Origin of the sequence: Microbacterium sp. NPDC058021, assembly GCF_042885955.1 — a bacterium.
GTDB lineage: Bacteria > Actinomycetota > Actinomycetes > Actinomycetales > Microbacteriaceae > Microbacterium.
In genome coordinates this window covers 175279-198697 of the sequence record NZ_JBHVRF010000004.1, presented here as the reverse complement: position 1 = coordinate 198697, position 23419 = coordinate 175279, and the positions used below count along the sequence as shown (strand labels likewise).

Below are 23419 nucleotides of genomic sequence, written 5' to 3'. Positions count from 1 at the left end.
CATGTGTCCGCATCGCGCCCTACCGTTCCGGCATGGACGAACCGATCATCGACGCCGTGGGGCTCACCAAGAGATTCACCGTCAAGAAGAAGACCGTCGCGGCGGTCACCGACCTCACCTTCCGGGTGACCGAGGGGGAGCTGGTGGCGTTCCTCGGTCCCAACGGCGCGGGCAAGTCGACGAGCCTGCGCATGCTCACCACCCTGTTGCCGCCGACGGCGGGGGCAGCCCGCGTCGTCGGGCACGACATCGCTCGCAGCCCGGGCGCGGTGCGCGCCCGCATCGGCTACGTCGGGCAGCTCACCAGTGGCAGCTTCGCGCAGCGGGTGCGTGACGAGCTGATCAGCCAGGGCGCGTTCTACGGGATGTCGCGCGCGGCCGCCCGCGCCCGCGCGGCGGAGCTGATCGAGTCGCTCGATCTCGCCTCGTTCGCGACGCGCTCGGTGCAGCAGCTCAGCGGCGGACAGAAACGCCGGCTGGACATCGCCCTCGGGTTGATGCACGCGCCGCCGCTGCTGTTCCTCGACGAACCCTCGACGGGCCTGGATCCGCAGAGCCGCGCCAACCTGTGGCAGCACATCCTGGATCTGCGCGCCCAGCACGGCACGACGGTGTTCCTGACGACCCACTACCTCGAAGAAGCCGACCGCTACGCCGAGCGGGTCATGGTCATGGACCGCGGCCGGGTCATCGCCGACGACACCGCGACCGCGCTGAAGGCGACGCTGGCCGGCGACGTCATCACGCTCGGATTCGCGGAGCCGGCCGATGCCGACCGCGCCGTCGATGTCGTGCAGGCGCTGACCGATCGCCCGGTGCGCCGCGAGGGTGCGGCATCCCTCGCCCTCACCGCTCCCGACGGCGAACGGCTGCTGCCGGGGGCGGTGCGCGCGCTGGATGCCGCGGGCGTCATCGTGCGGCAGGCCACGGGCGTGCCGCCCACCCTCGACGACGTCTTCCTCGCGCTCACGGGGCGCACCCTGCGGGAAGCGGGCGAGGGGGACAAGGCGGACGGGGAGTCCGAGGCGGAGATGGATGCCGCAGCGACGGCACAGCAGACGGGAGCAGTCCGATGACCACGACACGCGAGTTCGTGCGCGCCAACCCGGCGCGCGACACCTGGAACGTCCTCACGCGGGAGCTGCGTCCCGTGGTGCGCGACCCGTTCTCCCTCATCTTCAGCCTGCTGCAGCCGCTGGTGTTCCTGGGGCTGTTCGCGCCACTGCTGGCGGGAGCCGCCGGCGGGGACGTCGCCGGGACGCTGCGCTGGTTCGTGCCGGGCGTGCTCGTCATGATCGTGCTGTTCGGCACCGGTGCGACCGGATCGAACCTGCAGTACGAGATGATGACGGGCTCCCACGAGCGCACGCTCGTCGCACCGCTGTCACGGTCGGCGCTGCTGGTGGGCAGGGCGCTGAAGGAAGTCGCACCCATCGTGGTGCAGTCGATCGTCATCGTGCTGATCGCCTGGCCGTTCGGATTCCGCGTCGACATCGGCGGGCTCGTGGTGGGGCTCGTGCTGCTGGCCGTGTTCGGGGTGGGTCTCGGGGCGCTGTCGTACTCGCTGGCGTTGGCGACGAAGGACCGGGAATGGCTGTTCTGGGGTGTGCAGCAGTCGCTGATCTTTCCGCTCCTGATCCTCTCGGGCATGCTGCTGCCCTTGGACGACGGCCCCGCGTGGATGCGGGCGGTCGCCGCGGTGAACCCCGTCAACTGGGTCGTGCAGGCCGAGCGCGCGCTGCTGTCGGGCGACTTCGCCGCGACCGCGGTGCTGTGGGGGTGGGTCGCCGCCCTCGCCGTCGCCGCCGTCGGGCTGCTGGTGGGGGTGCGGGCGATGCGCCGATCGAGCTGATCGGACCTGCTGCCGGCGGCGCAGATGCCGCCGGCAGCGGCACGCGCTCAGAGTCCGTTGGAGACCAGCCAGCTCTCGCCGTTGACATAGCTGTTGTTGACCTGGACCTCCAGGTGCAGGTGCGTGCCAAAGGCGCGACCGGTCGCACCGACCTGACCGATGACCTGCCCGGCGGTGACGCGGTCGCCGACCTGCACGGTGCGGGTGCCGTAGGTCATGTGGGCGTAGAGGGTCGTCACGCTCGTGCCGTTGATGTTGTGGGCGATCTTGACGTACACGCCCCAGCCCGGACCGCTCTCGGACGACTCGATCACGACGCCGTCGGCGATGGCGGAGATGGGGGTGCCGGCGCCGACCATGTAGTCCACGCCCTTGTGCCCCGCGTAGGGGGTGCCGAAGTTGTTGAAGTAGGGGAGGGGGCGTCGCACGCCGCCGGCGCCGACGACGGGCAGCGCCGAGGAGATCGACGAGAGCTGGCCGTTGGTGATGGCCGCGGCCAGGCGTGCGCGCTCGAGCTCGGCCTGGGCCTGCTCGATGCGGGCGATCTCTTCGGGGGTCGTGGCCATGTAGGACAGGCGGTCGAAGGTCACGCCGTCGGTCTCGGATGCCACGACGAGCGACTGCGTCTCACGGGTCTCGGCCGTGGGGGCTGCTGCTGCGGCCTCCGTTGCGGTGCCAGGCACGACGGGCTGCGCCGCCGTGGTCGTGCCCTCGGTCTCGGGGCCGGTGTACGCGACGGCGGGCACCGCGGCGGTGCCGGCCAGACCCACCACGACGGCGATCGCGAGGGCGCTGCGCGCGGTGACGCGGGGGGCCACGGCTCGCGCGGCGGCGGCGCGGGCGGCGCGGCGCGTGGCGGCGGGCATGGCGGAATTCTGCTCGGTCAAACGGTTCCTCTGGGCTCGACTGGCCCCTCGGATCGGCGCCGTCGGGTCGGCGGCGGGTGTTCGGTGTTGCAGATCCGGGTGCGACCCGCAACGCTTTGGAGTAACGATCTTGTCACGGTGAACCTGGACAGAGCCTCCGAGCGCGCGCGTAGCCCCCTCTCCGGTCATCGTCAACCGGATGCGGTCCGTGCCGGGGGGATCGATGCTGAGGAAGCCACGAAAGGAGCACGCGATGAGCATGAATGTGCCCGATGAGGAGCGCCCGATCGATCCGGACACGGGGCTGCCTCAGGAGCCGGTGCCCGATGAGGAGCGCCCGGTACCCCTGGACGACGAAGGAAACGTGATCGGGGGACCCGGCACCGATCAGGACGACGAGTGAGCGCATCCGTGGCGGCAGGACGTCCCCGTCGCGTGGCGGCGCGGTGAGTCCATCGCCTCGCGCCGGGCTCCGCCCGCCCGCGATGGTCGCCACGCTCCGCTCGGCCGGGAGCGAGGTCGTCGCGCTCTCCCGGCTCGTGCTCGCGGCGAAGACCGCGGTCGCCGCCGCGGTGGCCTGGTATCTCGCGCCGTACGTGCCGTTCGCCAGCGCCGAGTACTCCTACTACGCCCCCATGGGGGTGCTCGTGAGCATGTATCCGACGGTCGCGGACTCCGCCCGCGCCGGCTTCCAGGCGATCGTCGGCCTGGGGCTCGGCATCCTCCTCGGACTCGGCGGACTCGCCGCCGTGATGGCGGGCGCGCCGGGGATCGTGGCGATCGCCCTCGTCATCGGGGTGGGGGTTGCGCTCGGTGGCATCCGCGGGCTCGGAGCGGGGCGCGACTGGATCGCGCTGGCGGGGCTGTTCGTGCTGGTGCTGGGCGGGGGCGACGCGGACGAGTTCTCGACCTCGTACATCGTCACGATGGCGTTCGGGGTGCTCGTCGGCGTTGCGGCGAACTACCTGCTGCTGCCGCCGCTGTATCTGCGCGAAGCGGGAGCGCAGTTGGCGATGCTGCGCGATCGCATCGCCCAGAGTCTGCAGCAGACCGCCGACCTCATCGACGAGGGCGACGTGGATGCCGATCGCCTCAGCCGTGGCGCCGACGACCTCGCGGCGTTGTCGGCGAGCGTGGCAGACGGGGTGCACGAGGCGGGGCGCAGCGCCCGCGGTAATCCGCGCGGACGACATCGCGCGGCGGAGCAGGAGCAGAACCGGCGGGCGTGGTCGGCGCTGGAACGGTCGGTCCTGCTGGTGCGCGAACTCATGGAAGTGCTGCTCCAGCATCCCGACCTCGCCCTGCACTCCTCGGGTCGCTCGACGGCGGCCTTGACCGAGGCGATGCGCGCCTGCGGGGTGCTGATGTCGACACCCGAGTCGGAGCCGGAGGCCGCCGCACGGCTCGACGAGGCATCCGCCGCCGTCACGCGCTATGCGCAGCTGGTCGCCGCCGGCGCGCAGAACGCCCCCGCGTTCTCGCCCGAACTCGCCGTGGCCGGCTACCTGGGTCGGCTCGTGCAGCTGTGTCGTCCCCCGCAGTGAGCGGGGGAGGAAGGGCCGGGGGATTGCCCGGCCCCTCCGTTCACCCGGCGTCGTCGGTGTCGGCGGCGTCCTCGCCCTCGGCCTGCGAGGGGTGGCCGGTCGCGCCGTCGTCCGAGCCTTCCGTGGGACGGTCCGGGTCCTCTCCCTCGGCCTGGCTGGGGTGACCGTTGTCGGTGTCCATGGCTGTCCTCCTGCTCGAGCGTGTTCGGCTCGACGGTAACGACCTCGCGCGCCGAGCGTGAAGGGATTGACGCGCGACCGCCGCGGGAGTACTCCGCGGTAGCGACGGGCGTCGGCGTCGTCAAGTCCCTGCGCGCAGATCAGGCTTCTTGCGAGTCTGAGGGGGCACCGCACACAGACAGGACGCACCATGACCATCCACGCCCCCGCGAAGCCCGACACGCGCACCCGACCGGCGCCGCGCGGGCCGCTCAGCGCCGAGATCCTCGAGCTGCTGGCGGATGACACGCAGGATGCCGCCGGTCTCGCCGACCGGGCCGCCGACGTCGTCGACCGTGCTGAGGACATCGCACGGGACGACGACGTGCAGGTGAGCCTGTTCCTTCTGTACGCACTGCACTACGGATCGCTCGCCGACTTGCCGGTCGCGCGCGAGTGGGACCTCGATCTGCTCGGCGCGCGCCACGTACTGGAATCGGCCTTCGAGGCGCAGCTGCGCGCCGAGATCGAGATTCCCGACGCTCCCGAGCCGACCGCCGACGCGGTCGCCCGCCTGCTCTTCTCCATGACGGCGCCGTCGCCGGGACCGAGCCTTGCCCGCTACGTCGCCAAGACGGCATCCGTGGAGCAGCTGCGCGAGTTCCTCATGCATCGCAGCATCTACACGCTCCGCGAGGCCGACCCGCACTCGTGGGCGATCCCCCGTCTCACCGGTCGGCCGAAGGCGGCGCTCGTGGAAATCCAGTTCGATGAGTACGGCAGCGGCGACGCGGGCCGAGCGCACGCCGGGATCTTCGCGCAGACGATGCGCGGCGCGGGGCTCGACGACACGTACGGCGCGTACCTCGATGTCGTGCCGGCGGTCACGCTCGCGTCGCTGAACATGATGTCGATGTTCGGCCTCAACCGGCGGCTGCGCGGCGCGATCGTCGGCCACCTCGCGGCCTTCGAGATGACCTCCTCGATCCCCAACAAACAGTACGGTGACGGATTCCGCCGGGTCGGCTTCGACTCGGACGTCACCTGGTACTTCGACGAGCACGTCGAGGCGGATGCCGTGCACGAGCAGATCGCGGGGCGCGATCTCGCCGGGGCGCTCGCCGAGGACGAGCCCGACCTGCTCCCCGACATCCTCTTCGGCGCCGCGGCCTGCCTCACCGTGGACGGGTGGGCGGGCGATCACATCCTGCACGCCTGGCAGGAGGGTCGCAGCGCCCTCCGCTCGGGCGGGGCGGCGCACGGTGGCGCCTCCTGACCCCGCTCCGCGCCTGGCCGGCGAGTACGTGCTGCCGCTGCGTTGGGACGACGATGCGGGACTGCCGGAGCTCGCCCACTACCTCGCGCGACTGTCGGGGTGGATCGATGTGACGGTCGTCGACGGCTCGCCGGCCGAACGGTTCGCCGCCCACCGGGCCGCTTGGCCGTTCGTGCGTCACGTGCCGCCGGCCGTCACCGGGCGCAACGGCAAGGCGCGTGGCGCGATGACCGGCATCCGGCTGGCGCGCCATGACAAGGTCGTCATCGCCGACGACGACGTGCGCTACGAGCGGCGGCAGCTGGCCGATGTGCTCGACCGGCTCGACCGGGCAGCGCTCGTGCGACCGCAGAACGTCTTCGTACCCACTCCGTGGCATGCCCGCTGGGACACGGGTCGGACGCTGGTGAACCGGGCGCTGGGCGGCGACTTCTCGGGTACCGTCGCGCTGCGCGCGGCGGCACTGGGGGAGGCGGGCTACGACACCGACGTCCTGTTCGAGAATCTCGAGCTGGAGCGCACGGTGCGCGCTCGCGGGGGCCGTGTCGACGTGGCATCCGATGTCTATGTCGTTCGCCGCCCACCCGAGGTGCGACGGTTCGCCGAGCAGCGGGTGCGGCAGGCCTACGACGATTTCGCCCAGCCGTTGCGGCTCGCGCGGGAGTTGGCGCTGCTGCCGATGATCGGCGTGCTCGTGGGCGCCCGGCGCGGGGCGAGCCTGGCCGCCGTCGCGGTCGGCGTCGTCGCGCTCGCCGCGGTGGGCCGGGCGAGGGCGGGCGGGCGCGCGCAGTTCCGGCCCACCGACTGTCTGTGGGCACTGCCCTGGATGCTGGAGCGCGCAGTGACCGTCTGGATCGCGGTCGCCCTGCGACTGCGCGGCGGCGTGCGCTACCGCGACACCCGCATTCGGCGTGCGGCGACCCCGTTGCACCTTCTGAGGAGGAGAGCATGAGTACCGAGACCACCATCACCCCCTACCCCGACGGGCCGCTGATCGTGCGCGGCGACGTCGTCTTCCGGAATGAGGCGGGGGAGGAGATCCGCCAGCCCCGGCGCACGGCGGCGCTGTGCCGGTGCGGGGTGTCGGCGATCAAGCCGTGGTGCGACGGCACGCACAAGCTGATCGGTTTCACGACGTCGCCCGCCGCCCCCGACGCGCAGGAGTAGACCGCGGCGTCGGCCACACCGGCGGTTTCCCAGGGGCAACTAGATAACCTGGTGGGAATGTCTGTCTGGTGGGAACACGTCCGCTCTCTGCTTTCTCTGCGCGCCCACGAGCACGCCACGCTCCCGGACCTGCGCGGGCTCGAATCCCGGCGTGCCCGGGTGGAGCGCACCCACTTCCTCGCGGACGACCACGAGCGTTCACATAACGGCGACCGCATGTACGTGCTCCGCCGCGAGCCCCGCAACAGCCGTGACGCCTCGTCCATCGCCGTCTACGCACGCGGTCGCGGCGTCGGGTACGTCTCCGACGCGCATGCGCTCGGCATCGCGCCTTTGCTGGACGACCTGGGCGGTGCCGCCGTGGTCAACGGGCTCGGCTCGACCGCCGGCAGCAGCCGGCTGTGGGTGGAACTGCCCGATGAGCACGCGCTGCGCGACTTCGTCGGGTCGTACCGGGCCGCCTGAGCACGGGCATCGGCGCTACCGGTTGACGTAGCCCATGTGCTGCGCGTTGTAGCGGTCGCCGTGCACCCCGATGCGCTGCGCGAGTGCGTCGAGGTCGGCGCGCTCGTCGGCGGACAGGGGGACGGTCGTCGCATCGGCGTTCTCGCGGATGCGCGGGGTGCGCCGGGTCCCGGGGATGGGAACGACCCACGGATGCTGGGCGAGGAGCCACGCCAGGGCGATCTGGCCCGGGGTGACGCCCTTGCCGGTGGCGAGCATGCGGACGTGGTCGACGAGGGCGGCGTTCGCCGCGAGGTTGTCGGCCTCGAACCGCGGCACCCGGCGGCGGATGTCATCGTCGGCGAACGTGGTCGAGGTGTCGACGGTGCCGGTGAGGAATCCCTTGCCGAGCGGGCTGAACGGGACGAAGCCGATGCCGAGCTCGGCGAGCGTGGGCAGCACCTCGGCCTCGGGATCGCGGGTCCACAGCGAGTACTCGCTCTGCACCGCCGTCACCGGGAACACGGCGTGCGCACGGCGAATGGTGGATGCCGCGGGCTCGGAGAGCCCGAAGTGGCGCACCTTGCCCGCCGCCACGAGTTCGCCGACCGTGCCGGCGACGTCTTCGATCGGCACCTCCGGGTCGACCCGGTGCTGGTAGAACAGGTCGATCACGTCCGTGCGCAGCCGGCGGAGCGAGGCATCGGCCACCGCGCGGATCTGCTCGGGCCTGCTGTCGAGGCCGACGCTGGCGCCGTCGCGGATCTTCCAGCCGAACTTCGTCGCGATCACGACGCGGTCCCGGACAGGCGCGAGGGCCTCGCCGACGAGCTCCTCGTTGACGTATGGTCCGTACACCTCGGCGGTGTCGAAGAAGTCGACGCCGAGGTCGACGGCCGAGCGCAGGACCCGCACCATCTCCTCCCGTGTGCCCGGGTTCGGGCCGTAGCTCTGGGACATGCCCATGCAGCCGAGGCCGATCGCCGAGACGCGGAGCCCTCGGCCGAGTGTGCGCGTGTGCATGGCATCCCCTTCGCTCGCCGTCAGTCTCGGCGCGGGGCTGCGCGGTGTCAACGGGCGCGGGTCAGTCCAGGAGGGTGTGGCCGCCGGAGCCGGACGCCACCGGGTCGGGGAGGCGTCGCATCCGGAACGCGTTGACGATGCCCGCGACGGCCGTGAGGGCCGGGATGAGCAGCGCCACCTGCAGCGCGATCGGGCGCGCCTCGCTGTTGATGCGGAGGATCTCCTCCGCCACGGGCGGCGGCTGGGCGACCAGGAGCTCGGCGAGGGCGGCATCCGACAGGAACTGGGCATCCTCCTCGAGCACCTGCGCGACGCGGGGCTTCTCGTCGTCGGGGAGGACGGTGCTCGCGTCCGACATCGCCGTGAAGGCGAAGGCGAGGGCGGCGAGCATGATGGCGCCGGCGAAGGCGAGCCCGAACGACAGCCCGAACGAGCCCGCCGCGGAGTTGACGCCGGCGGCCTCGCTGACCCGCTCGTCTGAGATCGGCGAGAGGGTGTAGTTGTTCAGCTGCGACACCAGCAGTCCCAGGCCGCACCCGCAGACCAGCAGCGGCGCGAGCAGCAGCCAGCCGCTCGTCGCGCGCGGCACGACGAGGATGAGGGCCAGGAGCCCCACGAGCAGCAGCAGGAAGCCGGTCAGCACGAGGTTCGCCGGGCGGATCGGCCGCCGCATCCTGCCGGCGATCATCGCGACGGCGAACATGCTCAGCGACAGCGGCGCGAGCGAGAGGCCGGCCTGGAGCGCGTTGTACCCGAGCACCATCTGCAGGTAGAGGGGCAGCACGATCATGGAGCCGCCGAGCGCGATCTGCTGCAGCATCTGCTGGGTGACGCCGATGCGGAAGGGCTTCGAGCGGAACAGGTCGGGGTCCAGCAGCGCCGCCCGCTCATGCTTCCGGCGGCGCACGAGCCAGAACCCCAGGCCGACCAGGCACAGCAGGCCGCTGGAGATGATGGCGATCACCGGGCCCTCGCCCTCCTGCCACACCAGGATTCCGATCACCACGCCACCCATGCCGAACACCGAGAGGATCGAGCCCACGACGTCGATCCGGCGTGAGCCGGTGTAGGGGACGTCCCGGACGAGGCGGATGCCGAGCAGCACGACGCCGATGACCACGGCTTCGAGCAGGAAGGCGACGCGCCACGACAGGAAGGTGGTGATGAAGCCTCCCAGCAGCGGGCCGACCGCCGCGGCGATTGCCGCCGACCCGCCGACGAGGGCGTACACGCGCTTCTGTGCGGCGCCCTCGAAGTTGCCGTGGATGAGCGACTGCATGGCGGGGAGCAGGAGCGAGGCGCCGAGGCCGCCGAGCACCGCCCAGAACAGGATGATCGGCACGAGCGTCTGCGCGAGGGTCATCGCCACCGCCCCCGTGGCGTAGCAGAGCAGCCCGATCACGTAGGCGCGTTTACGCCCGATGAGGTCACCCGTCTTGCTGCCGATGAGGATGAACGCCGCCGAGACGAGCGCCTCCAGGGCGATGGCCGACTGCACGCCGCTGACGGTCGTGTCGATGTCGGCCACGACCGCCGAGATGGACACGTTCATGATCGATGTGTCCACGACGAGCACGAACATCGCCATGGCCAGCAGCAAGGCGAGCTTGCCGTTGAAGGTGCCCGTGACCGGGGCCGGTGCGCTCATGACCCACCGGAACCCGCTGGCGCGGCGCCCAGGCGACCCGCATCGAGGGCGGCCACGAACGCGCGGTAGTCGGTCTCGTTCTGGTCGGCGTACGCGGCGGCGAAGTCGGTCATGGCCTCGTCGAACGTGCGCGATTCGCCGAGGTACGTCGCGATCTGCACCCGGTCGCCGGATCGCGCGTGGGCGCGTGCGAGGGTCTCCCCGCAGATGCGGGCGTAGAGCACGGCGCCCTGCGGCACCATCTGCTCGGCGTCGAGGGCGCCCTTCCAATCGTGCAGCTGGCGGATGTAGTAGTCGCGCTCCAGTCCGCTGCCGTCGCCGGCGAACCCCGGCTGCCAGCCGAGGAAGATGTCGCTCGAGGCCTGCATCATCCGCTGGCCCCGCACGACGCGCTCACCGTGACTGGCGGCATCCGAGGGGCCGAGGAACCGCTCGAGCACGGATGCCTCCGCCTCCTTCGCCTGCAGGAAGAGCGGGTCGGCATCGTCGCGCCCCACCAGCAGCAGCACCCACGCCCGTGTGCCGACGCTTCCCACCCCGACGACCTTGCGCGCCATGTGCACGTAGGTGTACTCCGACAGCGGATGCCGCTGGGTGCCGAGCGTCGCGCGGTACGAGGTCAGCACGGCCTTCATGCGGGCCTCGGTGCCCGCGGCATCCTCGCGCTCGCCGACGATGTCCTCGACGGGCACGATCAACGGCGGGTCGGCGGCGATGCGCAGGCGCCCGTCCCGGGTGGAGACGAGCTTGGCGAACGCGCGCATGCGGTCTTTCGTTCGCGCCTTCGCCACCACCGAGTCGAACGTCTTCATCTGGCGCTTGGTCGCCCGTTCCTCGTCGCGTTCGTGCCGCAGCCACGTCTGCACGCTCTCGGCGTCGAGCGTGTCGTACCAGGCATCCAGCACCGAGGCGCGCGCTGCCGCCGACATGCGCTCCCGGTAGCCCGCCGCCGCAGCGGAGACCACCTCCCGTCGTTCGGCATCGCTGAACCCGCGGTGGCGCCCGGCGATCTCGAAGCTCGTGGCGAGGCGCTTCACGTCCCACTCGAACGGGCCGGGCAGGGTCTCGTCGAAGTCGTTGATGTCGAACACCAACCGGCGCTCGGCCGAGCCGAACAGACCGAAGTTCGACAGGTGCGCGTCACCGCACAGCTGCACGATGAGGCCGCTCTGCGGCGTGCCGGCCAGATCCGACGCCATCAGCAGTGCCCCGCCCCGGTAGAAGGCGAAGGGCGAGGTCCGCATGCGCTCGTACCTCACGGGGACGAGCTCGGGCACCCGCGAGCGCGCCTGTTCCTCCAGCAGCTCCAGTGGATCGGTCCGGGCAGGCGGGGTCTCCCATCGGGCGTGGCTGCGACGCGGCGTCTGGGCGCGGGCGGCGCGCCCCGCCTCACGTCGGGTGGCGAACCCGGCGCCGGGTCCCACGGAGGCGAGGGCGCTCATGACGTGGTCAGGCGACGGTGAGTGCGCGGCTCTTCAGCGCGTCGAACTCGGCCTGCGAGATCGCCCCGGAATCCAGCAGCTTCTTCGCCGCCGCGATGTCGGCGGCGGGGGAGCGGCCCGTGGTATCGCGGATGTACGCGTCGGCATCCGTTCTGCTCTCCTGCGCCTGCACGCCGCTGCGGCGCTCGCCGAGGCGGTGCGGGCGCGCGATGATGTAGACCAGCGCGCCCAGGAGCGGCAGGAACACGACGAAGATGACCCACAGCGCCTTCGCGCCGCCGCTCAGCTCGTGATCGCGGAACACATCGACGAGCACGGTGACGACAACCCAGATGCAGGCGAGCCAGATGTAGAACATGAACGCCCACATCAAGAAATCCCATACGCCCATGTCGGTCGTCCTCTCGTGATCCTGGCGCACACTAAACCGGTCCCGCCACCCCCCGCATCACCCGCACAAGGTGAGTTGCCCGCCCACGCCGCCCTCGATCGCTGAAACTACAGCCGGCGGCCGAGACAACGGTCACTTCCCATGGTCTCGGCCGCCAGCTGTGGTCTCACGGCTTGAGGGGGGCGTCGGCGGACGGGGCCGGGAGCGCGGGGGGTGCGGCCGCGATGTGCGAGATCGATCGCCACACCAGCAGGAGCGTGATGGCCGACCCCCCGAACGCGAACCACCAGGGCGCCGTCAGACCCCACGCCTGCGCGATGAGGCCGCCGAGCAGCTGGCCGATCACGAGCCCGCCGAAGACGCCCACCATGTTCACCGAGGCGATGCGTCCCTGCAGGTGCAGCGGCACGAGACGTTGACGCACGGTGGTGGAGATGGTGCCCCAGATGAAGGCGTAGGCGCCGAAGCCGAACATGATCACGAAGGCGACGGCGGGGATCGTCGTGAGGGCGAACGCGAGGTGCATGAGCACTTCGAGTGAGAGGCACACCCGCATGAGCGTCGCGAAGGAGACGTGGCGTTCGAGCCAGCCGAAGCACGCCGTACCCACCAGGCCGCCGATGGCAGAGGCGGTCGTCAGCGCACCGAAGCCCACCGCGCCCATGTCGAGGTGCTCGGTGGCGTACAGGACGAGGATGCTCCAGGGGGCCGCCCACGTCACGTTGAACACCAGGATGATGACCACGAGCGTGCGCACCGGCGGGTGGTCGCGCAGCCACTGCAGCCCCTCGCGGATCGGATGCACCTTCACCCCGCCCGGCGACGGATCGTCCTTCGGTGGCACCGGGGTCTGCGCGATGCGCGAGATGAGCACGACCGCCAGGCTCACGCACACGATCTGCGCGAGGAACGGCCAGAACGAGCCGACCGCGAACAGGAAGGCGCCCAGCGGAGGCCCTGCCAGCTGGTTGCCGACGAGGTAGCCGGCCTGCAGGCGCGCGTTGCCGATGCCGAGGTCGCCGGGGCGCACCAGCATGGGCATGAGGGTGCTGCCTGCGGTGTCGGCGAACACCTCCGCGGTGCCGTAGAGGAATGCCGCGGCGAGCACGATCCAGACGGTCACCTGTCCGGTCGCGAGGAAGATCACCAGGCCCAGCACGATCACGGCGCGGGAGCCGTTGGCGAGCATCACGAGCCGTCGCCGGTCGTGGTGGTCGGCGATGGAGCCGGCCAGCAGCCCGAACAGCAGCCACGGCAGGTACTGCATCATCGCGCCGGATGCCACGAGCAGCGGCGACGACGTCAGGGATGCCAGCAGCAGCGGCGCCGCCGACAGGGCGATGCCGTCGCCGATGTTGCTCGTCCACGACGACGCCAGCAGCCAGCGGAAGTCGCGGCCCAGGCGCCGAGGCGCGATCAGTTCGCCGAGCGAGACCATGTCGTTTCCTAGGGAGGTTCGCCGGTGATGACGACGTCGCAGCGCGGTGACGGGCGCGGGCGTCGGAAGGCGGAAGAACACCTTATCGCCGCACGAATGTCGCGCGCACCTGCGGCTTCGTCGCCGTGGCGCAGCCCGTCGCCGGGCGGGGACCTCTCTAGACTCCGACGATGATGACGACGCGTGTTCCGGCATCCGGTGATGACGCCTTCGACGGCGGTGCGCCTGCGCCCGGAGCGCGCGCGCGGGCGATCGTGGGCCCCCTGTGCTGGCTCGCGATCATCGGCTGCACGGTCGCGGTCGCGATGCTCGGCGCCAGTCTGTTCGCGGTCGGTCTCGGGCGGGCGCTGAACGCGACGGACGACATCGGCGAACAGGTGTCGATCTTCTGGGGGCTCGTCGCCGTCGCCGTCGTGCTCGCCGTCACGGCGATCGCGGCCGGCATCGGGCGGCGCTGGGCCGCCTTCGTCGTCGCGCTGCTGCTCGAGGCGGTGACCGGTCTGCTCGCCTGGGGGCTGTACCGGGCAGTGGTCGCGATGATCCCGCCTGCGGCGCGGGAGTGGGTCACGACACTACCGGTGGCCGGCGTGAGCGTGTGATGCTTCGACGGTGACCCCTGTGAATTCGGCCTCGCGCTCCGCCGCCTTGTCCGTCGCGGCCGGCGGGTTCGTCGCGGTGCTCCTTTACGCGGTGTGGGCCGTCGCGCAGATCCTGTGGTGGAATCCGCTGGCGGCGGCATCCGGTCGCACCTACCCGCAGATCATGGCCGACCTCGCCGCCGCGGGGGAGTCGCTCAACGTTGCCGCGGCGGTGGGGATCATGGCCGTCGGCCCCGTCGTCGCGCTGGGGCTGCTCGCCGCTGCGGTGTTCGGTTGGCCACCCGACCCGTGGCCGATCGCGCACGGCATCCTCGCGCTGCTGGTGCTCGGCCCGGCCGCGTACTTCTTCGCGAGCTTCGGTGCCGGCATGGCGCTCGCCGACACCTACATGATCAGTGGGGCGGATGCCTCGCCGCTGGCGATGCCGCTGTTCGCCGTGAGCGTCGCGGCGCTCCTCGCGTGGATCGCGGTCCCGTCGTGGCGTGCGGTCGCCCGGCGGCGCGGTCCGGCCGGCCGGGCGGGGTAGCTGCAGCGCCCGCGTTCGGCGGTGTCCGCCGTGGCTTGTACGCTCGTTCGGGGGTAAGGGGCGTCCGTGAGTCTGGCTGGGGAACCTCGACGGGTGTCGAACGACCCGGCGACGGAGGGCGAAGCATCGTGGACTCCGGCCTCGGAGCTCATACCTCCGGAGCTGCGGAAGTACCTCGACTCCTTCGACCGCCTCAACCCGCTGCAGTCGAAGGCTCTGCCCGTCGTGCTGTCCACGACCGGGCACGTGATGGTCGTCGCGCCAACCAGCTCGGGCAAGACCCTCATCGGCGAGGCCGCCGCGCTGCGCTCGATCGTGTCGGACGGCAAGCCCGCCGTGTGGCTCCTTCCCGCTCGCGCCCTGGCGGCGGAAGTGGCCCAGATCGCGCGGCGATGGAGTGCGCACGGCATCCGCACCGTCGAGCTGACCGGTGAGACGAACATGTCCAGCGATGCCGTGCGCCGAGCGCAGCTCTGGGTGGCCACCACCGAGAAGTTCGAGGCGCTGTACCGGCGCGCGTCGCTGAAGGACGTCATCGGCGGCATCGGATGCCTCATCATCGATGAAGTCCACCTGGTGGGTGACCCTGCCCGCGGCGCGACGCTCGAGTCGCTCATCGCCCGGCTGCGCGTCGCAGAGGGGCGCACGCGCATCGTCGCCCTGTCGGCGACGGTCTCGAACGCGAGCGAGCTGGCGGCCTGGTTCCACGCGGACCTCGTGCGCTCCGCGTGGCGTCCCACGCAGCTCACCAGCCGGCTCATCCCGTACGACGTCCCGACGCAGGGCAAGCGGGAGGACTACGAGGCCGCGAAGGACGACGTGGTCCTGCCGCTGCTGCGAAGCCTCGTCGGCGAGGACCTGGGCAGCGCTTCTCCACGCGCAGCCGCGGCGGAGTCGTCCAGCGCCGTGGTGTTCTGCGGGAGCAAGGCGGGTGTCGTGCGCACCGCCGCCCGCGCCGCGGGGGTGCCCTATCGGGGCGTCGACCTCGAGACGGTGGTCGAGTCGTGCTTCCGGCGAGGCGTCGGCATCCATTTCCGCGATGCGCCGCGGGCCAGCCGCGCGCTGGACGCCTTCCGCGCGCGCGACCTGCGCGTGCTGGTGGCGACGTCGGGGCTGTCGACGGGGGTGAACACGCCCGCCAAGTTCGTCGTCATCCGTGACCTCGAACTCGGCATGACCCCGCTGGAGGTCAGCCAGGCGCAGCAGATGTTCGGGCGTGCCGGCAGAGCGGGGCAGGAGTCCGAGGGATTCGGTTTCATGCTGGTCCCGCGAGCCGAGGAATCCGACTGGAAGGGGCGATTCAGCGACGGCTACGCGGCGACCAGTCGCCTCACGGGGCAGCTCGGCGACGCCATCCTCGCGGAGCTTCTCCTCGGATCCGTCGTCGACCGCACGAGTGCGCGTGCCTGGTTCGAGCAGACGCTCGCGTCCGCGCAGAACCGCGCGACGGTCGACCTGGACGGCGCCATCGACAACCTCCTGAAGCGCGGCTTCGCGTCGGAGGTCGACGGACGCCTCGCCCCGACGGAGGTCGGCCTGCTCACCTCCCGCCTCATGATCGACGTCGACTCGGCGTGTGCGATGCGCCGGATGCTCGCCGAACTCCCGGTTCCCGCGAACGCGGACGAAGCCGAAGAGCTCGTCGTGCAGACGGTCGCCACCGCGGCCGCCTCGCTGCGCGACCGCCCCGTCAACGAGCGCACCTACTCCGATTACGTCGGTGGGCTGCTCGCGGGATGGTCGCCGCGGGTGACCGCCCGTGCGGCCGATCGGTTCGGCGCGCAGGTGTGCATGGCGGCGGCGCAACTCGCGCTGCGCGCGCCGGCCCGAATGCGGGAGAATCCTCCGCCGGGGGTGTCGATGGCGGAGTTCCGCCGCGCGGCGGAGGACATGCCGCGCTACCTCGCGTGGGTCGCGGCGCTCGGGTATGCGGATGCCTCGACCTGGGCTCCCGCTGTCGCCGGCGACCTGGCGCGCAGGCTGACGTGGTGGCACCTGTCCCCGCACCCCGAGCGCGGTACTGGACGGCTGCTGTGGATGCTCGAACGGATGCTGGAACCGCACCGTCACCGCACCGCGATGCACGACCTCTGGCGTCGCGCCCGCGCGGCCGGGTTCTCCTCGCCCGACGCGATCAACGCCCGGCCGAGGGGCGTCGACCTGAGCGCGGAGACGTTCGCGGACCTCGTCGGCGCCCGCGCCGACCTGCGCCTGGGCCCCCCGGTCGACCTCGCCGTGCCCTCCGTGCCCTACCGCACCTCCAGCGCCCAGGCCCGCGTGACCGCCGTGAGCAACACCGGCAGCAGCCGTGCGATCACCACCACCCGGCCGGCGGCCGGCACCATCGACCTCGTGGTCCCGCCGCGGTCGTCGGGACGTGTCGCGGCCGACGTCTTCCTCTACACGCGAGACGGCGACTTCGGCTACGACAACCTCGTCGTGGACATCGAGATCACCGCGGAGACCCCAGCCGCCCGCAGTCCCATCGAGGAAGCCGTCGCGCTCGTCGAGGACCTGGCCGCTGCTCATCCGGCACTGCGCCATGCGCGGGGCGTGCGTCGCCTGTTCCAGGGTGAGCGCAAGCGACTGCGTGAGAGCGTCGGGCCGTTCATCGCCGCAGATCCGCGTCTCGCGCCGGTGGCGATCGCCTTGGCGGAGCACCACGCCGACCCGGAGGCTGCGATCGTGGCGCTGCGGACGAACCTGCGTGCGCTCCTGCGGGAGTCCAGTCGCAACGAACTGCGCTCGCCGCATGCCGTGCTCCGCTCCCGTGAGGCATCGGAGGCGGAGGTGCAGGTCACGCTCGCCGCGCTGCTGGCCTCGCTTCAGGTGGAGGCGGGGATCGCGATCTCCGAGGGGCATCCGCTCGCCGTCGCGCGGCTCAACGAGCAGTGGGAGCTGGTCGGGCCGCGTCATGCGCAGCCCGGTGTGATCGAGGCGTTCATCCCGCCCGTGCTGCCGCGGGGGATCGAGACGGTGTCGGCACCCGCGGCGTCGAGCATCGGCGCGGTGGCCGAGCCCCGCTTCCCGTGGATGGCGGAGTTCGCGCGCTGACGCACGTGCCCGAGACGTGGACGCGACGGCGGGAGTCGAACCCGCAACGCACCCGGGTATGAACCGGTGCCCGGGACCACCCGGATCGCCGCGATGACCTCACGCTAACCGTGCGCGCGGACAGCGGCGACCCCTGTTGCGGTCGGTGGCGACGTGTGACGGCGCGTGACGCCCGGACCGGCGGTCGCGGCCGCGGGGGTGGGAAACAGCGACGAAACATGGGGGACACCGCGCCGCCGTCCTGCTGTGGAAACCTGTCCTGCATGATGACCGGGCGCGATCTGCTGGTGCTGCACATTCGGCGCGAAAGGCCGCACGCGCCGCGCTATCAAGCGCTGCTCGACGAACTGAATACCGCGGCGATGACCGCGTTCTCCACCGCCGGGTGGCATCCGGAGCTGGTAGCGACCGCCGAGACACGGCAGGCGGACGTGCTCGCCCGCGCGCGCACTGCGGATGCCGTCGTGCTCATGGGCGGCGAAGACGTCGACCCGCGGCTGTACGGCGGCGCGAGCGTGTATCCGGGCAGCGGCAAGCACGAGACGGCCGCCGACAGGGCGATGATCGCCGTCGTCCACCAGTCGCTGCGGCGCCAGACGCCGCTGCTCGGCGTATGCCGCGGGCATCAGCTGCTCAACGTGGCGCTCGGCGGCACCCTCGTCGAGCACATGCACGGACATCGCGCGACGGGCGAGGACGCCTTCGTCGCCACGCAGCTGCACGTCGAGCCCGGGGTGGCTGCGGCCTTCGACGTCGGGGGAGCGGCGCGCTGCACCCACCATCAGGCGGTGCGTTCGCTCGGTGACGGTCTGCAGGTCGTCGCGCGCGCGGCCGACGGCACGGTGGAGGCCGTCGTGCACCGCGCCGCGCCGCTCGTGGGGGTGCAGTGGCATCCCGAGCACCCGGCGGTCGCGCACCGGCAGCTGGTGGACCTGCTCGACGCGACCGTGGCGATGGGGGACCGCGCGGCGGCCTGAAGCGGCACGCGGTTCACCCCTGGCGGGTGAGGGGCGCTCGCGGACGCGGGTCTAGCGTGAGCGCACCGACCCGACGAAGGGACGCACGATGCCGTTCACCGACCTGCTCTGGTTCCTGATGTGGAGCTTCTGGTTCGTCGCCTACCTGTACGTGGTGATCCTGATCATCACCGACCTGTTCCGCGATGACGCGCTCAACGGGTGGACGCGGGCGGCGTGGATCATCGGCTTGGTGTTCGTCCCGTTCCTCACGGGGCTCATCTACCTCATCGCGCGTGGCAAGGGCATGGCCGAGCGGGCGCAGTCCGCCCGCGACCGGGTCATCCCTGAGGCGGACGACTACCGTCCCGCGCCATCCACCAGCGCCGCCGACGACATCGCTGGTGCGAAGGCGCTGCTCGAGGCCGGCACCATCACGCAGGGCGAGTTCGACGCCCTCAAGAGCAAGGCGCTCGGCAACCAGTACTACGGCGTCTGACCCGGGCGTCGCGTCAGCGCGCGGCGGCGCGGTCGAAGGCGCCCTGGGTGGTCGGCACGATCTCCTTGCCCAACGGGGCGAGGGAGACCGGCACCATCTTGAAGTCGGCGATGCCCAGCGGAATGCCGACGATCGTGATGCACAGCGCGATGCCCGACAGGATGTGGCCGAGAGCGAGCCAGATGCCCGCGACGATCACCCAGATGACGTTGCCGAGGAACGACCACGTGCCGGCGGTGGGCTTGGCGACGACGGTGCGGCCGAACGGCCACAGCGCATACAGTCCGATCCGGAACGAGGCGATGCCCCACGGGATCGTCACGATGAGCACGCACAGCACGACGCCGGCGGCCAGATAGCCGAGGAACAGCCAGAATCCGGCCAGGACCAGCCAGATGATGTTCAACAGGGTGCGCACGCCTCGATTGTGCCACCCCATCGCTGGGGACTCGCCCAGGAGGGTGTCGGCCGTCGCGCCTAGACTTGATGGGACATGACCGACCCTGCTCCGACCGCGCGAGATGCGGCATCCGTACCTGTGATCGTCGTCGGCGACGCCGGACCGCGCGACGAGGATGACGACCTGCTGCGCGGCCTCAACGAGCCGCAGCGACGGGCCGTGACCTACCGCGGCCCCGCGCTGCTCATCGTGGCAGGCGCCGGCTCCGGCAAGACGCGCGTGCTGACGCACCGCATCGCCCTGCTGCTGCGCAAGCGCGAGGCCTGGCCCAGCCAGATCCTCGCGATCACGTTCACGAACAAGGCCGCGGGCGAGATGCGCGAGCGCGTGGCGCAGCTGGTCGGCGAATCGGCGCGCGGCATGTGGATCTCCACGTTCCACTCCGCGTGCGTGCGCATCCTCCGCCGCGAGGCGGAGCAGTTCGGGTTCAAGAACTCGTTCACGATCTACGACTCCGGCGACTCCCGCGCACTCATCAAGCGGCTCGTGAAGGAGCACGAGGCCGACGCGTTCGGGCTCACCCCGGCGGCGGTGCAGAGCCGCATCTCCAAGCTGAAGAACGAGCTGGCCGATGCCGAGTCGTACGCGCGCCAGGCGAACATGAACGACCCCGCCGAGCGCATCTTCGTCGAGCTGTTCGGCGCCTACGAGCGGGCGCTGCGCAAGTCGAACGCGTTCGACTTCGACGACCTCATCGCCCAGACGGTGTACCTCTTCCGCGCGTTCCCGCACGTCGCCGACGTCTACCGCAGGCGTTTCCGGCACATCCTCGTCGACGAGTACCAGGACACCAACCACGCGCAGTACTCGCTCATCCGCGAACTCACCCGGCCGGTGTCGGGCGCGAGCGCGGCCGAGCCGTATTCCTCCGGCGGCATGATGATCTTCGAGCCCGAGCCGTCGGCGAGCGGCCCGGAGCTCGAGGGGGCATCGCTCACCGTGGTCGGTGACTCCGACCAGTCGATCTACGCCTTCCGCGGCGCCGATATCCGCAACATCAGCGAGTTCGAGCGCGACTTCCCGGGCGCCGAGGTGGTGCTGCTCGAGCAGAACTACCGGTCGACCCAGAACATCCTCTCCGCGGCCAACGCCGTCATCGGCAACAACTTCGACCGCAAGGACAAGAAGCTGTGGACCGACGTCGGTGCGGGCGAGCAGATCGTCGGGTTCACCGGCTACTCGCAGCACGACGAGGCCCAGTTCGTCGCCGACGAGATCGACCGGCTGCGCCGCGACGGCGTCGGCTATTCCGACATCGCAGTGTTCTACCGCACCAACTCGCAATCCCGTGCGCTAGAAGAGATCTTCATCCGCTCGGCGGTGCCGTACAAGATCATGGGCGGCACGAAGTTCTACGAGCGCGCCGAGATCAAGGACGCCCTCGCCTACCTCACCGCGGTGGCGAACCCCGCCGACGAGATGGCTGTGCGCCGCATCCTCAACCGCCCGCGGCGCGGCATCGGCGATGTCACCGAGACTGCCATCGCCCGCTACGCCGACGAGCAGCAGATCACCTTCCGCGACGCTCTGGCCAACGCCTCCGCGCTCGGGGTCGGGCCGAAGATCCAGACGGCGATCGCGCAGTTGGATGCCGTGCTGGCCGAGGCATCCGAACTCATGCTCCCGGCTTCCGGCGAGGTCGCCCCGGCCAGCTCCGTGCCGGAGGGCCTCACGCTCCTGCTCAACAAGAGCGGCTACCTCGACTCGCTGCGACGCAGCAAGGACCCGCAGGACGAGGCGCGCGTGGAGAACCTCGACGAGTTCGTCGCGGTGGCGCGTGAATTCGCCCGCAACAACCCCGACGGGACGATCCTCGACTTCCTCACCGACGTCGCCCTCGTCTCCGACGCCGACGACCTCGACGACGGAACCGGGTCGGTCTCGCTCATGACCCTGCACACGGCGAAGGGTCTCGAGTTCGACGCCGTGTTCATCACCGGTGTCGAAGAAGACCTCATCCCGCACCGCATCTCGGCGGGGGAGCCGGGCGGCCCGCAGGAGGAGCGACGGCTGTTCTACGTCGGTATCACCCGTGCTCGTCAGCGGCTGTACCTGTCGCTGGCGATGACCCGCGCCCAGTTCGGCGAGGTCTCGGCGGCCATGCCCAGCCGGTTCCTGCAGGAGATCCCCGCCGACCTCGTGCACTGGCGGCAGTCGCCGGGAGACGTCAACGGACGCGGCGGCACGCAGTCGCGGGCGCTCAACGCCCGGCGTCCCGGCGGCGGATCGGGTGGATCGGGTGGTTCGGGTGGCTTCGGCGGCGGCAACCGCTACGGCGACGACCTCGTCCCCCTCGGCCGGTCGCAGCGCGTGACCGACCCCAGCCGCTTCCCCAACCGGGTCACGGCCAAGATGCGCGACAACGGTGACCTCGAGCTCGCCGCGGGCGACCGCATCCGCCACGATGACTTCGGCGAGGGGCGCGTGGACACCGTGACCGGCGAGGGCGCGAAGCGCATCGCCCACGTGCGGTTCGACACCGCCGGCGCCAAGAAGCTGCTCATCAAGGTCGCGCCGATCACCAAGCTGTGACCCGCGCGCGGCCGGCTCGCTCGGTCGTCGCATCCGTGCCGCCGGCGCGGGGTTTGGGCGCGTTCGTGACGACTGAAGGGTGGATGCCGCGGGGAGGCCGGGTTGGGTGGGCGCATTCGTCCCGCTGGCGCGGGTTCCGGGCGCGTTCGTGACGACCCACGCGGGATGCCGCGGGCAGGGCCGGGTTCGGTGGTCGCATTCGGACTGCTGGCGCGGGGTACTGGGTGTTTCGTGACGACGGAACGCGGGATTCCGAGGAGGAGCGGGCGCGGGCGCGGGGTTCGGTCGTCGCATTCGCCCCGTTCGCGCGGGAACGAGGGGACGTACGTGACGACTGAACGGCGGCGGCAGCCGCGAGGCGGCGGCGCGGGCGAGACGGGCCGGCGACTGCGCCGGCGTGGGGCGGGCGTTAGGCTCGGATGATGGCTCTGTTCTCGCGGCGCGACAAGAATCCCTCGACCCCCGACCGGAACGAGGCCGACGACGCCGTGCGCGCGGCGGAACCGACGGTCGACGCCGACAGCACCGTGCCGGCTCCCGAAGCGGGCTCGGATGCCGCCCCTGCTGAGGAGATCGTGCCGCAGGTGAACATCTCGGTGTCGACCTTCGGCAAAGCCGCGCCGGCACCCGCCCCGGCCACGCCCCCGGGAACGCGCCGCACCGCGCGGGGACCGGCCGAGGCTCCGGAGCAGACCGAGAGCGTGCCGGGCCTTCCCGACAACGTGGTCGTGCGTGAGGCGCTCGCCGCCCTCCCCGAGCAGCTCGAGCCGGCCGACGTGGTCGCACTCATGCGGCAGTTGCTGCAGGGCCACCTGTTCGTGCGCGTACGCGGCGATGCCCGGGCCCTCCTGGCCGAGGGCAAGGACCTCACGATGGCCGTCTCGGCCATGGGGGAGGACCGCTACCTGCTCGCGTTCACCGGCGGCGACGCCCTGCAGGCCAGCGTCAGCTCCGACGGCGACACCCAGACCTCCGCGATGGGCCAGCCCGCCCTCGCGATCCTGCGCAACGTCGTGGCGGGACCGTACGCGGGCGTCATCATCGACCACGCCAGCCCCGGCCGCCGCGCCATCCTGCCGAAGGCGCTCATCGAGAAGACGCTGACCGATGCCGACCCGGCGGCCACCATCAAGAACCTCCTCGTGCAGCCGCGCACCGATCAGATCGCCGCCAAGATCGCCGCTGCCCTGGTCACGACCCGGGTCTGGGTCGCGGCGGGCAAGGTCGCCGGCGACGAGAAGCGCCTGGGCGTGTCCGAAGTGCGCGCCGCCGACGGCTCGCGTTACCTCGAGGTGTTCACGCACCCCCTCGAAGTCGCGGTGCTGGGTCGCAGCGACCGCGCGGTGCCGCTCACACCCGAGCAGCTTGCCAAGGCCCTTGCGGCCGATGAGGGACTCACCGGCGTCGTGGTCGACCCCGCGGGACCGTGGATCCAGCTCGACCGCGCCCAGCTCGCCCCCGTCCTCGCGCTGTCCGTCTAGGGCACAACTCCCGGGCACCGCGTCGGGCATCGGACGCCCGCCCTCGACCGGCCCGGTGCCTC

23 protein-coding genes and 1 tRNA gene are annotated in these 23419 nt (G+C 71.3%); 15 read left to right on the top strand and 9 right to left on the bottom strand.

Annotated elements, in window-relative coordinates; genetic code table 11:
• The first annotated feature begins 32 nt into the window (after positions 1-32).
• Together ACFVR6_RS10105 and ACFVR6_RS10100 are read left to right on the top strand one after the other, a co-directional pair.
• The gene (locus ACFVR6_RS10105; protein ID WP_386962169.1) at positions 33-1076 is read left to right on the top strand and encodes an ATP-binding cassette domain-containing protein; all 1044 of its coding nucleotides are present in this window, start codon (positions 33-35) and stop codon (positions 1074-1076) included.
• Positions 1073-1852, top strand: coding sequence for an ABC transporter permease (locus ACFVR6_RS10100; RefSeq protein ID WP_386962166.1), 780 nt, complete (start codon positions 1073-1075; stop codon positions 1850-1852). The genes ACFVR6_RS10105 and ACFVR6_RS10100 overlap by 4 nt, the downstream gene beginning before the upstream one ends.
• Before the next feature lie 47 nt (positions 1853-1899).
• Here the strand turns inward: ACFVR6_RS10100 and ACFVR6_RS10095 are convergent, their stop codons facing one another.
• Positions 1900-2718, bottom strand: coding sequence for a M23 family metallopeptidase (locus ACFVR6_RS10095; protein WP_386962163.1), 819 nt, complete (start codon positions 2716-2718; stop codon positions 1900-1902).
• Positions 2719-2971: 253 nt separating this feature from the next.
• On the opposite strand from ACFVR6_RS10095, the gene ACFVR6_RS10090 reads away from it, so the two are divergent.
• Positions 2972-3121 carry a hypothetical protein gene (locus ACFVR6_RS10090; RefSeq protein ID WP_386962160.1) on the top strand — a complete coding sequence of 50 codons (150 nt, stop codon included), beginning with the start codon at positions 2972-2974 and terminating at the stop codon, positions 3119-3121.
• An 82-nt stretch (positions 3122-3203) separates the two neighbouring features.
• Positions 3204-4262 (top strand): FUSC family protein, encoded by a 1059-nt coding sequence (locus tag ACFVR6_RS10085; RefSeq protein ID WP_386962157.1) that lies wholly within the window; start codon positions 3204-3206, stop codon positions 4260-4262.
• A 40-nt stretch (positions 4263-4302) separates the two neighbouring features.
• On the opposite strand, the gene ACFVR6_RS10080 is transcribed toward ACFVR6_RS10085, so the two are convergent.
• Complete coding sequence (locus ACFVR6_RS10080; protein WP_386962154.1) at positions 4303-4443, bottom strand: hypothetical protein; 141 nt, start codon at positions 4441-4443, stop codon at positions 4303-4305.
• Between the two features lie 189 nt (positions 4444-4632).
• Here ACFVR6_RS10080 and ACFVR6_RS10075 point away from each other — a divergent pair, with 189 nt between their 5' ends.
• From ACFVR6_RS10075 to ACFVR6_RS10060, 4 genes are read left to right on the top strand one after another with little or no spacing between them, the layout of a single operon-like run.
• Positions 4633-5697, top strand: a complete 1065-nt coding sequence (locus ACFVR6_RS10075) for an iron-containing redox enzyme family protein (RefSeq protein WP_386962151.1) — start codon at positions 4633-4635, stop codon at positions 5695-5697.
• Positions 5684-6649 (top strand): glycosyltransferase, encoded by a 966-nt coding sequence (locus ACFVR6_RS10070; protein WP_386962148.1) that lies wholly within the window; start codon positions 5684-5686, stop codon positions 6647-6649. Before ACFVR6_RS10075 ends, ACFVR6_RS10070 begins: the two co-directional genes overlap by 14 nt.
• Positions 6646-6864, top strand: a complete 219-nt coding sequence (locus ACFVR6_RS10065) for a CDGSH iron-sulfur domain-containing protein (protein WP_386962145.1) — start codon at positions 6646-6648, stop codon at positions 6862-6864. Before ACFVR6_RS10070 ends, ACFVR6_RS10065 begins: the two co-directional genes overlap by 4 nt.
• 57 nt (positions 6865-6921) lie before the next feature.
• Positions 6922-7329, top strand: coding sequence for an HIRAN domain-containing protein (locus ACFVR6_RS10060; protein ID WP_386962142.1), 408 nt, complete (start codon positions 6922-6924; stop codon positions 7327-7329).
• Positions 7330-7344: 15 nt separating this feature from the next.
• Here ACFVR6_RS10060 and ACFVR6_RS10055 read toward each other — a convergent pair whose 3' ends face one another.
• From ACFVR6_RS10055 to ACFVR6_RS10035, 5 genes are all read right to left on the bottom strand, one after another.
• Complete coding sequence (locus tag ACFVR6_RS10055) at positions 7345-8331, bottom strand: aldo/keto reductase (protein ID WP_386962139.1); 987 nt, start codon at positions 8329-8331, stop codon at positions 7345-7347.
• A gap of 61 nt (positions 8332-8392) precedes the next feature.
• On the bottom strand, positions 8393-9979 hold the full coding sequence (locus ACFVR6_RS10050; protein ID WP_386962136.1) for an MFS transporter: 1587 nt from the start codon (positions 9977-9979) through the stop codon (positions 8393-8395).
• Complete coding sequence (locus tag ACFVR6_RS10045; RefSeq protein ID WP_386962133.1) at positions 9976-11421, bottom strand: DUF2252 domain-containing protein; 1446 nt, start codon at positions 11419-11421, stop codon at positions 9976-9978. The genes ACFVR6_RS10050 and ACFVR6_RS10045 overlap by 4 nt, the downstream gene beginning before the upstream one ends.
• 7 nt (positions 11422-11428) lie before the next feature.
• Positions 11429-11812: an SHOCT domain-containing protein gene (locus ACFVR6_RS10040; RefSeq protein WP_386962130.1), complete on the bottom strand. Its 384-nt coding sequence runs from the start codon at positions 11810-11812 to the stop codon at positions 11429-11431.
• Between the two features lie 166 nt (positions 11813-11978).
• Positions 11979-13250 carry an MFS transporter gene (locus ACFVR6_RS10035; RefSeq protein WP_386962127.1) on the bottom strand — a complete coding sequence of 424 codons (1272 nt, stop codon included), beginning with the start codon at positions 13248-13250 and terminating at the stop codon, positions 11979-11981.
• Positions 13251-13420: 170 nt separating this feature from the next.
• On the opposite strand from ACFVR6_RS10035, the gene ACFVR6_RS10030 reads away from it, so the two are divergent.
• The 3 genes from ACFVR6_RS10030 (at position 13421) to ACFVR6_RS10020 (ending at position 17429) form a co-directional block, all read left to right on the top strand.
• The gene (locus ACFVR6_RS10030) at positions 13421-13849 is read left to right on the top strand and encodes a hypothetical protein (protein ID WP_386962124.1); all 429 of its coding nucleotides are present in this window, start codon (positions 13421-13423) and stop codon (positions 13847-13849) included.
• Positions 13850-13859: 10 nt separating this feature from the next.
• A complete protein-coding gene (locus tag ACFVR6_RS10025; RefSeq protein WP_386962122.1) occupies positions 13860-14375 on the top strand; it encodes a hypothetical protein in 516 nt (171 codons plus the stop codon).
• A 93-nt stretch (positions 14376-14468) separates the two neighbouring features.
• Positions 14469-17429 carry a DEAD/DEAH box helicase gene (locus tag ACFVR6_RS10020; RefSeq protein WP_386962120.1) on the top strand — a complete coding sequence of 987 codons (2961 nt, stop codon included), beginning with the start codon at positions 14469-14471 and terminating at the stop codon, positions 17427-17429.
• A 17-nt stretch (positions 17430-17446) separates the two neighbouring features.
• Here the strand turns inward: ACFVR6_RS10020 and ACFVR6_RS10015 are convergent.
• Positions 17447-17522: transfer RNA gene (locus ACFVR6_RS10015), tRNA-Met, on the bottom strand.
• 170 nt (positions 17523-17692) lie between these two features.
• Here ACFVR6_RS10015 and ACFVR6_RS10010 point away from each other — a divergent pair.
• Together ACFVR6_RS10010 and ACFVR6_RS10005 are read left to right on the top strand one after the other, a co-directional pair.
• On the top strand, positions 17693-18406 hold the full coding sequence (locus ACFVR6_RS10010; protein WP_386962118.1) for a gamma-glutamyl-gamma-aminobutyrate hydrolase family protein: 714 nt from the start codon (positions 17693-17695) through the stop codon (positions 18404-18406).
• Between the two features lie 88 nt (positions 18407-18494).
• On the top strand, positions 18495-18884 hold the full coding sequence (locus tag ACFVR6_RS10005) for a PLDc N-terminal domain-containing protein (protein ID WP_386962115.1): 390 nt from the start codon (positions 18495-18497) through the stop codon (positions 18882-18884).
• Between the two features lie 13 nt (positions 18885-18897).
• Here the strand turns inward: ACFVR6_RS10005 and ACFVR6_RS10000 are convergent, their stop codons facing one another.
• The gene (locus ACFVR6_RS10000; RefSeq protein WP_386962112.1) at positions 18898-19302 is read right to left on the bottom strand and encodes a YccF domain-containing protein; all 405 of its coding nucleotides are present in this window, start codon (positions 19300-19302) and stop codon (positions 18898-18900) included.
• A gap of 75 nt (positions 19303-19377) precedes the next feature.
• Here ACFVR6_RS10000 and ACFVR6_RS09995 point away from each other — a divergent pair, with 75 nt between their 5' ends.
• A complete protein-coding gene (locus ACFVR6_RS09995; protein ID WP_386962109.1) occupies positions 19378-21876 on the top strand; it encodes an ATP-dependent helicase in 2499 nt (832 codons plus the stop codon).
• A 422-nt stretch (positions 21877-22298) separates the two neighbouring features.
• Positions 22299-23357 (top strand): SseB family protein, encoded by a 1059-nt coding sequence (locus ACFVR6_RS09990; protein ID WP_386962106.1) that lies wholly within the window; start codon positions 22299-22301, stop codon positions 23355-23357.
• Positions 23358-23419: the final 62 nt, after the last annotated feature.

Excerpts from the sequence above, each read along its gene's own strand:
- ACFVR6_RS10105 (WP_386962169.1), top strand. The coding sequence starts at position 33 with ATGGACGAACCGATCATCGACGCCGTGGGGCTCACCAAGAGATTCACC.
- ACFVR6_RS10100 (WP_386962166.1), top strand. The coding sequence starts at position 1,073 with ATGACCACGACACGCGAGTTCGTGCGCGCCAACCCGGCGCGCGACACC.
- ACFVR6_RS10095 (WP_386962163.1), bottom strand. The coding sequence starts at position 2,718 with ATGCCCGCCGCCACGCGCCGCGCCGCCCGCGCCGCCGCCGCGCGAGCC.
- ACFVR6_RS10090 (WP_386962160.1), top strand. The coding sequence starts at position 2,972 with ATGAGCATGAATGTGCCCGATGAGGAGCGCCCGATCGATCCGGACACG.
- ACFVR6_RS10085 (WP_386962157.1), top strand. The coding sequence starts at position 3,204 with ATGGTCGCCACGCTCCGCTCGGCCGGGAGCGAGGTCGTCGCGCTCTCC.
- ACFVR6_RS10080 (WP_386962154.1), bottom strand. The coding sequence starts at position 4,443 with ATGGACACCGACAACGGTCACCCCAGCCAGGCCGAGGGAGAGGACCCG.
- ACFVR6_RS10075 (WP_386962151.1), top strand. The coding sequence starts at position 4,633 with ATGACCATCCACGCCCCCGCGAAGCCCGACACGCGCACCCGACCGGCG.
- ACFVR6_RS10065 (WP_386962145.1), top strand. The coding sequence starts at position 6,646 with ATGAGTACCGAGACCACCATCACCCCCTACCCCGACGGGCCGCTGATC.
- ACFVR6_RS10060 (WP_386962142.1), top strand. The coding sequence starts at position 6,922 with ATGTCTGTCTGGTGGGAACACGTCCGCTCTCTGCTTTCTCTGCGCGCC.
- ACFVR6_RS10055 (WP_386962139.1), bottom strand. The coding sequence starts at position 8,331 with ATGCACACGCGCACACTCGGCCGAGGGCTCCGCGTCTCGGCGATCGGC.
- ACFVR6_RS10050 (WP_386962136.1), bottom strand. The coding sequence starts at position 9,979 with ATGAGCGCACCGGCCCCGGTCACGGGCACCTTCAACGGCAAGCTCGCC.
- ACFVR6_RS10045 (WP_386962133.1), bottom strand. The coding sequence starts at position 11,421 with ATGAGCGCCCTCGCCTCCGTGGGACCCGGCGCCGGGTTCGCCACCCGA.
- ACFVR6_RS10040 (WP_386962130.1), bottom strand. The coding sequence starts at position 11,812 with ATGGGCGTATGGGATTTCTTGATGTGGGCGTTCATGTTCTACATCTGG.
- ACFVR6_RS10035 (WP_386962127.1), bottom strand. The coding sequence starts at position 13,250 with ATGGTCTCGCTCGGCGAACTGATCGCGCCTCGGCGCCTGGGCCGCGAC.
- ACFVR6_RS10030 (WP_386962124.1), top strand. The coding sequence starts at position 13,421 with ATGATGACGACGCGTGTTCCGGCATCCGGTGATGACGCCTTCGACGGC.
- ACFVR6_RS10010 (WP_386962118.1), top strand. The coding sequence starts at position 17,693 with ATGATGACCGGGCGCGATCTGCTGGTGCTGCACATTCGGCGCGAAAGG.
- ACFVR6_RS10005 (WP_386962115.1), top strand. The coding sequence starts at position 18,495 with ATGCCGTTCACCGACCTGCTCTGGTTCCTGATGTGGAGCTTCTGGTTC.
- ACFVR6_RS09995 (WP_386962109.1), top strand. The coding sequence starts at position 19,378 with ATGACCGACCCTGCTCCGACCGCGCGAGATGCGGCATCCGTACCTGTG.
- ACFVR6_RS09990 (WP_386962106.1), top strand. The coding sequence starts at position 22,299 with ATGGCTCTGTTCTCGCGGCGCGACAAGAATCCCTCGACCCCCGACCGG.